Source organism: Pseudomonas sp. TWI628, from assembly GCF_039673865.1.
GTDB lineage: Bacteria > Pseudomonadota > Gammaproteobacteria > Pseudomonadales > Pseudomonadaceae > Aquipseudomonas.
This window is the reverse complement of sequence record NZ_JBDJMM010000010.1, coordinates 82,124-94,403: the sequence shown is the minus strand read 5'-3', so window position 1 is coordinate 94,403 and position 12,280 is coordinate 82,124. Positions and strand designations below refer to the sequence as shown.

7 protein-coding genes are annotated in these 12,280 nt (G+C 64.5%); all 7 read right to left on the bottom strand.

Annotated elements, in window-relative coordinates; translation table 11 throughout:
* Positions 1–55 precede the first annotated feature (55 nt).
* Positions 56–2,611, bottom strand: coding sequence for a fimbria/pilus outer membrane usher protein (locus tag ABE528_RS09860; protein WP_346652816.1), 2,556 nt, complete (start codon positions 2,609–2,611; stop codon positions 56–58).
* Positions 2,612–2,696: 85 nt separating this feature from the next.
* Positions 2,697–3,443 (bottom strand): molecular chaperone, encoded by a 747-nt coding sequence (locus tag ABE528_RS09855; protein ID WP_346652815.1) that lies wholly within the window; start codon positions 3,441–3,443, stop codon positions 2,697–2,699.
* Positions 3,444–3,515: 72 nt separating this feature from the next.
* Positions 3,516–4,115 carry a fimbrial protein gene (locus tag ABE528_RS09850; protein ID WP_152955770.1) on the bottom strand — a complete coding sequence of 200 codons (600 nt, stop codon included), beginning with the start codon at positions 4,113–4,115 and terminating at the stop codon, positions 3,516–3,518.
* Between the two features lie 114 nt (positions 4,116–4,229).
* A complete protein-coding gene (locus tag ABE528_RS09845) occupies positions 4,230–4,877 on the bottom strand; it encodes a response regulator (protein ID WP_152955830.1) in 648 nt (215 codons plus the stop codon).
* 70 nt (positions 4,878–4,947) lie between these two features.
* Positions 4,948–8,160 (bottom strand): response regulator, encoded by a 3,213-nt coding sequence (locus ABE528_RS09840; protein WP_346652814.1) that lies wholly within the window; start codon positions 8,158–8,160, stop codon positions 4,948–4,950.
* An 85-nt stretch (positions 8,161–8,245) separates the two neighbouring features.
* On the bottom strand, positions 8,246–9,439 hold the full coding sequence (locus tag ABE528_RS09835; RefSeq protein WP_152955772.1) for an EAL domain-containing protein: 1,194 nt from the start codon (positions 9,437–9,439) through the stop codon (positions 8,246–8,248).
* On the bottom strand, positions 9,426–12,245 hold the full coding sequence (locus ABE528_RS09830; RefSeq protein WP_346652846.1) for an ATP-binding protein: 2,820 nt from the start codon (positions 12,243–12,245) through the stop codon (positions 9,426–9,428). Before ABE528_RS09830 ends, ABE528_RS09835 begins: the two co-directional genes overlap by 14 nt.
* Between the last annotated feature and the right edge of the window lie 35 nt (positions 12,246–12,280).

Sequence of the window (12,280 nt, the reverse complement as noted above, 5' to 3'; positions counted from 1 at the left end):
ATAGCAAAGCTACTGGACACTTAGGCGCATTCTCTGCTGCTCAAGCGGGCAGGTGTCACGGTCGGCACATCAGGCGCTGGCGCTCGTAGTTGACCGCCTTGTCCCGTTCCGGCAAGTCGTAGGTGGCTGCGCACTGGTGCTCGCCCCACTTGATGCTCAGGCTGCCCTGGTCCTGCTCCAGCAGCACCAAGGCTTTACCGCTCGGGTCGGAAATCGCCAGCTGGCGGCCTTCGGCGTTCTCCACCGATGCTCCGAACGGTATCAACTGGCCGCGCTCGTCGAACAGCTCGAACTGTACCCGACGCCCGCTCTTGGCGGTGTAGCGGGCAAGCACCACGGCGCCACGGCGAGGCACCAGCTGCTGGGTGGCGTTGTCGATCTCGATGTCGCCGCCCAGGTCGCGCGTGTCCAGGCTGATCCAGTTGACCCGATAGGGCTGGGCACTGGGGATCACCGCATAGCCGTTGCGCCCGGTTTCTACGCCGCTGTAGTTGCTGATCTTCGCCCCTTTTACACCTGGTACTTCGGCCAGGGCGAAGGTTTCGCCGAGCGTCTGGCCAAGGTTGATACCGCCCGGGTGGGCCACCACTGCGCCTGCCACGTTGAGGTTCTGCGAATCGTAGCCGCGCCCCTGGCTATACCCCAGGCTGATGTCGGCGACCGAGGTGCGGGTGTTCAGGTTGGCCGAGGCCGAGCTGCCGCTGGTTCGGCTGTGACCGCCCTGGATCGAGTAGAAGGTATCGCTGGTCTGCGACAGGTAGCCGTTGATGCCGGCCTGGGTAGTGTCGTTGCCCTTTTGCGTACTGCTGGTGACGAACGCCCGCGGTGCGCGGGCGCGGCTGCCGAGCGGGAACGATAGCGACAAGTTGAACTGGGTGTCCTGCCCCGAAGGGCCTGAGGTTGCCAGTTCCTTGGTGCGGCTGACGTCAAGGTTGTAGGAGATGTCGCCCCAGTTGTTGCTGTAGCCGGCCGACAGGCTCTGCGAACCGCCGCGGTTCCAGTAGCGCTGGTCGCTGGCTGTCAGATACAGGCTACCGAGTGCGCGGTCGCGGCCCAGGCTCTGGTTGATGGTCAGGTCGGTGCGGGTCTTGGAGTTGCCGCTGCGTTTGATCGCGTCGCTGCTCATGTCCTCGATATGCTGAGTGAGGGTGCGGAAGCCCTCGGTGGAGTAGCGGTAGGCGGCCAGGGTGAAGTTGGTGTCGGTGCCGGTGAAGGTCTTGGCGTATAGCGCCCGCAAGCTGTTGCCCTGGGTGGTCTGGCCCTGGGCCTTGCTCGAGGAATGGGTAACGTCGAGCGAAAAGGCGCCCACCAGCGTGTTCAGGCCGCTGCCGACAGCCAGCGCCTTGTAGTCGTCGGTGGCTTGCAGGCCAACGACGCCGGTCACGGTGTTGGTCAGGCCGTAGGCCAGCGTCGAGCTGAGCATCTGCGGGGTGGCCAGGCCTTCGCTGTTGCTGTTGTAGCGCCCTGCGGACAGGCTGTACTTGACTTGGCCGCCACGGACCATCAGCGGCAGGCTGGAGAACGCCTGCACGCTGACCCGCCGACGACCGTCGGCCTCGATGATGGTGATTTCCAGGTCGCCGTTGGAGCCGCTGGGGTAGATGTCGCTGATCTCGAACGGGCCGGGCGGTACGTTGGCGGTGTACAGCAGGTAGCTGTTCTGGCGGATCTCGACCCTGGCGCTGGTCTGGGCCACGCCCCGCACCACCGGTGCGTAGCCGCGCTCGCTGTCGGCGCGCATGCCTTCGTCCGAAGCCAGCTTCAGGCCCCGGTAGCGCACGCTGTCGAACAGATCGCTGTCGCTGAAGATGTCGCCGGCGCTGAACTGGCCCTTGAGCGCGGTCACGTCGTGCTGCAGGTAGCTGCGGTTGCTCTTGAAGCTGTCCGGGCGCCCGGTGCCGCTGCTGAAGTTCGACTCGTTGCGCAAGCGCCAGCTGCCCAGGTTGAGGCCGTTGCGCAGGCTCAGGTTGTTGTTGACGCGGGTATCGGCATCACTGGCGCTGCGGCTGGTGTTGTATTGATAGTTGACGAACGCCGCAGGTACCCCCGCGTCCCACAGCTGCGGGTCGACGTAGCCGCGCAGGCCACGCTTCATGGCAACTTGCGGGATGCTCGCGGACAGGCGCAGATGTCCCGAGTCATAGCTCAGGCTGGCCTGGTCGATCAGCGTGGGCAGGTCGTGGCAGGCCTGTTCGGTCTCCAGGCGCCCCTGTGCCTTGAGCTTGTCCATGTCGATGCCCAACTGCTCGAGCAGTTCCAGGGTCAGGCATGGCTCCACGCGCCCGGTGTGGGGATTGCGGTTGAAATCGATGTCGCGCCGGCCCACCAGTACCTCGTTGCTGTACAGGTCTACCCGATAGTTGCCCGGCAGCACACTGCTGGCCGACAGCAGTAACTGCAGGTCGACCGCCGATTGCGCACCTTGCAGGAAGGTGGTGTTGAAACCCAGCAGATGGGGATCGTCCTGCGCCGTCGCGAGGCTGGGCAGCACGCTGCACAGCACCAGTGACAGGGCGTTGAGCTTCCAGGCCGGACGAGGCGTGCCGCCATTGAGCGCGCGCGCGCCTGCATCGGCACCGTCTACGGAGCGGGGAGCGATGGACAGAGACATACGAGGAACCTATTTCATGTCCCGGCACGGGCTGGGCGCGGGGAGGCCGCACGCGAGCGGGGCGCGCGAGGTGGGGGCTAGGCGTTCACAAACTGATGGCGGGTTCGGCAGGCTTGGCGCTACCGGGTTGGGCAGGGTGCAACAGCACGGAATAGCCATGCTGGGCGCCATAGTCGTTGATGCTCTTGAAGGTGAGCGTCAGCGGCCCGTCCACCTGGGAAAGTGCCGCGCTGAACGTCTTTTGTTCGCCGGGGGCGATCATGCTCGAGTCGGCGCTGAACACGGCCTGTTTGCCGCGTTTGACTTCGATGTCGGCCATCGACACGTGATACAGGCTGGGGTTGTTCACGGTCAGCGTTGCCTTGCCGGCGTGCTGGGTCACTTGCCAGACCAATTGCTCCGGTGCCAGCAAGGCATTGCCGGGCAAGTTGGCCGGGCGGAAGAAAATCTTGATGCGTTGACGCACCGCCAACTGCAAAGTATTGGCCTGGGTACTGGCTTGCGGGATTTCCTGGACATTCAGCCAAACCACCGATTCGCGGTCGGATGGCAAGCCCTGGCCTTCATAGAGGATGCGCAGCAGTTGTTCCTGCTTGGGCATTACCCTGGCCAAGGGGGGGGTAATGGCAAACGGCGCCTGCGCGCTGTCGCCGGCATCCACCCAGGACTGCACCAGAACTTCCTGGTTGCCATTGCGCACGGTGACATTGGCTTCCTTGTGAGCACCGTCGAACACGACGCGCGTAGCGCTCAGGGAGATGCTGGCGGTTGCCTGGGCAGCGACGAGCATGCCCAGCAACCCGAAAACGGGATACAGAGAACGACGCAACATGGTGGGGTTACCTTGTGGGACGAAGAAGTGGCGAGGCTGTTCAGCCTCGCGCAGGGAGCAGCGGCGAATCGATTACTCGTACTGCAGGATGAACGGCAGGGTGGCGTCACCACGACCGGCGGTGGCGGTGCCGGCGGCGCCGGTGGTCACGTAGGCTGCGGAGAAGCTCAGGGTGGCGTCGCCGCCTGCGGCGCCGGTGCCGTGTACGTCGCTCTGGATCTTGGCGGTGGCGGCCGAGCTCAGGTCGATCAGGTTGCCATTGGGGTCGAGCAGGGCGATGCCGACGTTGGCAGCGGTGCCGGTGCCTTTGGTCAGCGCCAGGACCTTCTTGCCGGTGACCAGGCCCGAACCGCCGCTGTTGGCGTCGAAGACCATCGCCACCTTGGTGCCGACGTTGCAGTTGACGTTGAGGTTGAAGTCCTTGCCGGTCACGCGGCCTGCGCCCGGGTTTTCGGCGGTACCCATGTCCTTGATCGAGACGGTGCCCATGTCCACGGCGATTACCCGGTCGGCGTTGGCGCCGTCGACCGAACAGGCGTCATTGTTGATCACGCCGGTGAAGGAGATCTTGCCGCTGCCACCTTTGACTGGCCCGGAAGGATCGGCAGCCAGTACGCCGGCTGATGCGGTAATCAGCGAGAGGGTGAGTGCGGCCAGGGAGAATTTATTCATATTGATGTCCACATGAGAGTGAGTAAGTGCTGCAACTAAATGCACGCTCACAATAAGTCAGGTGGTTTCCCTGGCCCATCAGACGAATCTTAATGCTTGGTCCAACACGTTTAGTTAATTGAAGATATGACTCGCCAGGCAATAGGCCAATAATTCCTGATCGCTGTTTACTTCAAGTTTGCGCATTGCGGAAACTTTCTGTGCGCTGATGGTTTTAGTACTTCGGTGTTGGCTGCGGGCAATTTCACTGACACTTTGGCCGGCCACGAACAGGCGCAGTATTTCGAATTCCTTGGGTGACAGGTTTTCTACCCGTTGGTCGATGGCGGTATTGCAGGCCACCACCGAATGCCTTGCCGGTTCCGGCGCCCGGTAGGTGCTGTTGCGAGCCACGGCGTTCAGGGCCTTTTCGATTTCACCGTGCAGCTGGCTCTTCTGGATGACGCCGTCCACGCCCAGCTCCTGCAGCCGCGTGAAGATCAGCGGGTTGGAAATCATGGTCAGCACGAGAATGCGAACAGCGGGATAGTGGCGCTTGAGATACTCGATCAGTTTCAGGCCGTCACCGTAGGGGGAGTCTGCCGGCATGTTGTAGTCGGAGATGACCATGTCCACGGGTTGGCGTTCGAGCAGCTCGATCAGCCCTTGCGAGCAGACGGCTTCGCCGACCACGCAAAAGCGCGGGTCGCGTTCGACCAGTTCGCGGACGCCGAGCAGTACGATGGGGTGATCGTCGGCGATGATGACCTTGAGTTTTTCCATAAATGACGACCCGTTAGCCGGTGCGGATGGGAGGGATGTTTCCATGCGGTTATCAGCGCTGAAGTTGCTGTTATGCAAGGGTGTCGAGCATGGCCGACAGCCTGTCCAGCACCTCCCGTATCTTATCCACCAAGGTGGCGTCGAGCGGTGAGTTGGCCAGCGCGTGCTCAAGTGCGCAGCACTGCTCGGACAAGGCTCTGGCCTGCACCGCGCCCAGCGCGCCGGCGACGCTGTGCAAGCGCTCGCCAAGGCGCCGATGGTCGCGTTGTTCGAGGGTCAGGCGCAACTGCTGCATGTCCTCGTGCATCGTGCTGATGAACAGCGCACGCATGCTGGCGGGCACTTGCACGTTGTCTCGGGTGGCAGGCAGTGGCGAGGTGCCGTGGGTGTCCGCTGGCGCCTGGCCAGGCCCCTCGGCCAGTGCCGGCCGGCACAGACGGAGCAGATGGCTGCGCAAGGCCTGCAGGCTCAACGGTTTGACCATCCAGGCGTTCATACCCACCTCGAGGCAGCGCTGGCCCTCTTCGCGCAGTGCATTGGCGGTGACCCCGATGATCGGCAGCCGGGCGTCGTGCTGGCGCAGGGTTCGGGCCAGTTCGTAGCCATTCATCAACGGCATGTTCACGTCGGTCAGGACCAGGTCGAACAGGCCTGGCTGCCAGCGTTGCATGGCCTGTTCGCCGTTGGCCGCGACGACCGTGGTGCAGCCCAGTGCCTCGAGTTGTTCCTGCAGGATCGCCTGGTTGATCGGATTGTCCTCGGCCACCAGCACATGCAGGCGCAGGGCGGCACGTTGCTGCTGCGCGCAATGGTGACTATCGGGCACGCCGCCGTGGCGCACCCGGGCGATGACCTGGGCGATGGCGCGCACGTCATGCAGGTCTACCCGCCAGCAGCCGTCGATGAATGCGCCGGGCGCCGGGCCATCGCTGCAGGCGCAGATCCGCTGGCCGTGCCAGGTGGCAGCGTCCGGGAAATCGAGCAGGTCTACCAGCAGGGCCTGGGGGTTGTCCTGCTCCAGGGGTGGAACCGTCAGGGTTGCGGCGATGCCCAGGCGCTGCAGCCAGTCGACACCATGCTGGGCAAGTTCCGGTATCGGCGCACGCACGTACACCGGCGTCGGGTCGCGCTCTACACTCGGGCTGTCGCTCAGTCCCCCCTCGGCCAGCGGCAGGCTGACGGTCAGCGAGAAGCTGCTGCCAAGGCCCGGCTCGCTGACCACCTTTATCCGGCCGCCCATCATTTCGGCCAGCCAGCCGCAGATCGGCAGGCCCAGGCCTGCGCCGCTCTCGCTGGAGGCGTCGGCGACCTGATAGAACAATTCGAACAGCCTGGCCTGCTGCGCCTGGGAGATGCCGATGCCGGTATCGGCCACCTGGAACTGCAGGCTGACCTGGTTGGCGTCGATCGTCAGCACCCGGGTGCGCAGCACTACCCGGCCGGTATCAGTGAACTTGATGGCGTTGCTCAGCAGGTTGTTGAGGATCTGGCGGATGCGTATCGGGTCGCCCACCACCTGGGCCGGCAGGCGGGCATCGTGGCAGGCATACAGCAACAGGCCCTTGCCCTCGGCGAAGGCGCGATAGGTGCGCACGGTGTCCTCGAGCAGGTCCAGCGGGCAGAACGTTACCGGCTCGAGCGCCATCTGCCCGGACTCGATCTTGGTCACGTCGAGCACATCGCTGATCAGCTGGAAGAGGGTGGCCGAGGAGCGCTGGATGGTGTGCAGGTAGCCTTGCTGGCGGGCATCCAGCTGCGTCAGGCCGAGCAGCTCGAGGGTGCCAAGCACGCCGTACAGCGGGGTGCGGATCTCGTGGCTCATGGTCGCCAGGAACAGGGTCTTGGCGGTGTTGGCGGCATCGGCGGCGCGGCGGGCCTCGTCTAGCGCCTGGGCGTCCTCAACGTGGCGGGTAACGTCGTTGAATGCATAAAGGCGCACGTCTTCGCCGTGGTAGCGGGTCGACACGAAACCAACCTGCAGGTGGCGGCCGGCGACCTGCAGGGAATGTTCGCCGCTGTTGGCGTCGCCCACAGCCGAGGCGAGGGTGTCGACCAGTTCGCGCGTACCCTGCCATTGCTGCGCCCGCTGGTTCTCCAGCAGCACTTCGTGGTCGCCGCTACGCACCACGCACAGCCCGGTTGGGGCGGTGTCGATGACCACCCGGCTGAAAGCTTCGCTTTCGGCGATGGTTTCGTGGGCGGCGCGTGCCGGCAGGATGACCTGGCGCTGATACCAGCGGATGGCCACGCGGCCCAGCCCGATGAGCACCAGGAAGGTGACGGCAATGCTGGTCAGCGACCAGAACGCGTAGCGAAAGAAGTGCCGGTAGGTCACGGTGTAGACCGCGCTCCAGCCGCCGTTGGCCTGTTCGTGGAGGCGGAACACCAGGCCCTCGGGTGTGATGTTGAGGCCCTCGTGCACGCCCTCCAGAGAGGCAGGCGTGCCGATAAGCACCTCGCCGGACGGGGCGATGAGGTTGAAATGGTCATACACCGTCCAGTCCATGATGCGTTCAAAATCGTCGATCTGCGCCAGGTCCACCAGCGACGCCACTTGCGTGCGCTGGCTGTCGGCCTTGGCCGGGTGCAGGATGACATTGGCGTAGGCCAGCACACGCGGCGGGGAGGCCTGGTCCGGCTGTTCGACATAGCTGCGCCAGATGATCTGGCCTCCCGGGCGCCAGTCCTCGGCGCGCGGCTGGCGCGCCATGACCTGGCGGATGACATCGATGAACGGTTCTTCCTCGGGCTTGCCGCGCCCGCGTCCTGCAGCGGGCACCGTGATGTCGTAACGGGCATCCGGCGAGAACAGGAACACCTGCGGCGAGCGGTAGGGCGAGGCTGACCAGAACATGCTGTAGAAACTGGCCAGGTTCGCTCCCTGGGTGTAGACCTCCGACACCTCGCGTTCAGCGAAATTGCGCCGGTCGAGCTTGAGGCTGAACGGCATGGAGAACGGGAAAACCTCGCCTTTGTAAATGTCCGGCCCTTCTTCGGGCAGCGGTGTCAGCACAGGTTCGAGCGTGCGGGGGAAGTCGAGCAGCTGTCCCTGGGCACTGCGTTGTACGAGGGCCTGGAGGAAGGTTTCCTGCTCCTGGACATTTTCCATCAGGCGGGCGAAGTGGATGCTGACCGTATCGCTGTGTTCATCGACCAGGCGCTCGATCGACCACAAGCTGAAGCCGGCCAGCAGCAGTGCCAGGCCCAGCAACACGGTCATGCCTTTGTTCAGGCGCAAAGAGCTGCGGGCCAGGTTTTCCAGCAGGGCGTTGTACTGTTTCATGCAAGGATCCGCAAGGCCGTGGGGGCATCGATACCCAAATGTAGATTACCTTGGATGCCCTGCCGGCGCCGTGAGTTACAGCGAGTCAGTAGGCCGACGGCGGGCCGTCGCTGTGCAGCAGGCGCTGGAACTGTTCCGCCGACACGGCATGGGAAATCAGAAAGCCCTGCACCTGGTTGCAATCGACCTTGCGCAGCAGTTCGAGCTCCTGTGGCGTCTCGACCCCCTCAGCCACCACGGTGAGGCCGAGCTTGCGGCCCAGCGCGACGATGCTGGCCAGGGCCGAGGCCAGGCTCTCGCTTTCATCGCAACGCTGCACCAGCGCCCGGTCGATCTTGAGTTCGGTGAAGGGCGTCGAGACCAGGCTCATGTAGGAGCTGTAGCCTTTGCCGAAGTCGTCCTGGGACAGGCCGAAACCTTTCATGCGCAGGCGGCAGGCGCCCGCGTAAAAGTTGCTCAGCTGTTCGGGAATGGAGCATTCCATCAACTCGAAGCAGAGTTTGCCGGGCACCCCCTGGTGGTGCAGGACGAATTCCAGCAAACGGTCGGCCAGGTCATGGCTGTTCAGCAGGTGGGTCGGCAGGTTGATCGAGACCGGGATGTCATAGCCCCGCTCACGCCAGCGCGCCTGGGCATCCATGGCTTGCTTGAGCATCACCCACAGCAGCCGTTCCTCCAGGCCAAAGGCATTGAGCGCGGGCAGGAAGGTGCCTGGCAGCAGCACGCCTTGCTCCGGATGCATCCAGCGCACCAGCGCCTCGGCCGCGACGATGCGGCCATTGTGCAGGGACTTCTTGGGTTGGAACCAAGCCTGGAAGGCCCGGTTGTTCAAGGCATCGACCAAGGTCTGGCGATCGAACTCGGGCGTGGCTGCCGCTGCCTGTGCTGGCGCCTGATGGTGCAACTGCAGTTGGTCGATCAGGCTGCGCAGCGCACTGGGCTCGACAGGCTTGGAGATCAGCCCGAGCACGTCCACGCCAAGGTTCTTGGCTACCAGGCTGGCCGCCATCAGCATGCGCCGCGAGGCCGCGCTCATGATCGCCAGGCCTGGCTTGTGGCGCAGCCCGGCGAGGTGCTGGATGAACTGCACACCGTCCATGCCGGGCATCAGCAGGTCGGTCAGAACCAGGTCGAAGTCACGCTGGCGCAGGCGCTCCAAGGCCTCCTGGCCATCCCGGGCCGCTTCCAGGTTGAAGCTGCCGAGTTCGCTGAACAGGTGTTGCAGGTACATATGCTGGAACGGGTGGTCTTCGACGATCAGGATGTTAAAGGGCTTCAAGACGGCTACCTCGATACGGGGCCAGGCAGTTGAACAGGGCTTGCAGGTTGAAGGGTTTGATCAGGCAGCGATCCATGCCAGCGGCCAGGCACAGCTCTTCCTCGCCGCGCAGGGCGTTGGCGGTGGCGCCGACGATGGGGCGGGTACAGCCCAGACGGCGCAGGGCCCGGGTCAGCTCGTAACCGTTCATGCCGGGCATGTTGACGTCGGTCAGCAGCAGGTCGAAATGCCCGTGCTGCCAGGCTTGCAGGGCCTGCTCGCCGTCGTTGGTCAAGGTCACGCTGCAGCCGAGCTTTTCGAGCTGGTCACGCAGGATCAACTGGTTGATGACGTTGTCCTCGGCCACCAGCACCTGCAGCCCCAGTGGTTCGCTCAAGGGCGCCGGCACGGCCTGGTCCCTGGGGCGACGCAGGCCCTGGGCCTGGCCGACGGCCTGGTGCAAGGCAGCCAGGTCGTTGAAGTTGACCTGCCAGTGGCCGGCCTCGTGCCGCGCCTCCCAGCAGTCCTGGGCGCAGGCCAGGATGCGCGGGCCGGGCCATTCGGCGACCAGCCAGCGCTCGACATTGCCGGGATGCAGTTCGACCAGCAGTTCGCCAGCCAGGGCGCTGCCCGGTGGTGGCACGCCGACCTGGGCGCGTGCGCCCCAGCGGCACAGCCAGCCACTGATGGCTTCGGCCAGTTCGAGTACCGGTGATACCACGTGAATGCGCTCGGCCAGCAGGTTGAACGGGGCGCTGGCGCGGCCTGACGCCTCTTCCAGCGGCAGGCTCAAGCTGAAGCTGCTGCCCAGGCCCAGCTCGCTGACCAGGCGCAGATGGCCGTTCATCAGTTGCGTCAGGCGCTGGCAGATCGGCAGCCCGAGCCCGGTGCCGGGGATGGTCTGGGTATAACCTTCGGTCTGGTAGAAGGCGTCGAAGATGAACGCCTGGTCCTGTTCGGCGATACCCTTGCCAGTGTCCGAGACCTGCCACAACAGGCAGGACCTTTCGCCGTCGCGGTTGAGCAGCCTGGCTCGCAGCACCACACGGCCGCAGTCGGTGAACTTGACCGCATTGCTCAAAAGATTGTTGAGGATCTGGCGGATCCGGTTGACGTCGCCGATCAGGTGTTCCGGCAGACCTGGGTCCAGGCAGCTGTAGAGCTGCAGGCCCTTGCTCGTGGCAGCCGCACTGTAGCTCTGGATCACTTCGCGGACCAGGTCCGGGGCACTGAACTCGCTGAGCTCGAGGGCCAGTTGGCCGGCCTCGATCTTCGACACGTCAAGCACGTCGCAGATCAACTGCAGCAAGGTCGACGATGAACCTTCGATGGCCCTCAGGTAATCGCGTTGCTGGGCGTCGAGGGTGGTACGCGAGAGCAGCTCCAGGGTGCCCAGCACGCCATACAACGGCGTGCGGATTTCGTGACTCATGGTCGCCAGGAACTGCGTCTTCGCTTCGTTGGCTGTGTCGGCCGCGCGCCGGGCGTCCTCCAGCGCGGCCTCGATCTGCTTGCGTGCGCTGATGTCGCTGAACGCACAAAGCAGCACCTGTTCGCCCTTGTAGCGGCTTGGCGAGCTGCTCAGGTACAGGTGGCGTCCATCGGCGCTCTCGAAATAGTCGCTGCACTGACCTTCGGGCTGCCCGAAGGCTTGCTCGATCCATTGTGCGCTGCGCACCCCGCGTGTCGGGTCCTGGCCCAGCCACTGCTGGGCCAGGTGGTTCTCCAGCATCACCTGGCCATCGCTGCGGCGCAGCACACACAGGGCGACGGGCGCGGTTTCAATGACGTCACGGCTGAACATCTCGCTTTCCACCAGTGCGCGGATGCGTTCGATGGTGGGGGTGAAGAAGCGCCGGTCGAAACGCTGGATCAACACCCGTATCAGGGTGATGCTGAGCACGCAGAACAGCACGCCCCCCAGCAGTTGCTGCCACAGACCGGCCAGGATGGCGAACAGGTCGATCGCATAGACCAGTTGCCAGTCCGAGGACATCAACGGCTTGCTGATGACCAGGTACTCAGGCAGCAACCCCTGCCCAGCGAAGCCGAAGAAGTCCTTGCCAACGGGGTGGCGCAGCGAGCGGTTCAGCGTCGGCCCGGGGCTGTTGGTGAACACCAGCATGCCGTCGGCGTTGAACATCATGAACTCCCCGGCGCTGGCATCCTTGAGCACCGGCGCCACTGCCTGGCTGTCGATTTCCAGGCCCAGCCAGCCGGAATCCGGGTCGCGCTCGTCCAGCCGCTGGAAGATGAACAGGCGTGAGCGGTGCAGGTCGTGGTCGGCCAGCCACAACTCCTGGGGAGCCGTGGAGCGTTGCCGAGCGGCACGCAGCTGCTCCAGCAGGGCAGGTGAAGGCAATGCGGCCTGGGCATCAGCGTTGTACAGCCAGCGCATCGGGGCCTGAGCCGCGGTGTCGACATACAGCAGATTGACCTGCCGAGCCTTGAGGTAGGCACACATGCGCTGGGTCAGCCACAGGCTCCAGCGTTTGTGCGGCTGGCTGCCCAGTTGCAGGTGCACTTCCTCGCCCGGTGCCAGCGGCAGCCAGTTGGCGCCCGCAGCCGTGTGGCGCACGGTCGCGAGGCTCAGGCTCTCCAGCAGAGCCTCGCGATTGGTGAAGAAGGTATGGGCCTCGGCAATCGCGCTGCTCATGGCGCCGTGGCGCCGGGCGATGTCGGTATTGAAGGTGAAGGACAGGAAATTGTAGGCCGCGCCGAGAATGCCGGCCGACAGTACGATCGCCAACAGCCGAAGCAGGCGGCGTGCTGCCTCGGGGTTGGAGAGGAGGGGGTTAATCTGTTGCAGGTAGGCTTTGAGTCGCATGCCGCGAATGTAGACAGACCGCTGGCAACTGGACA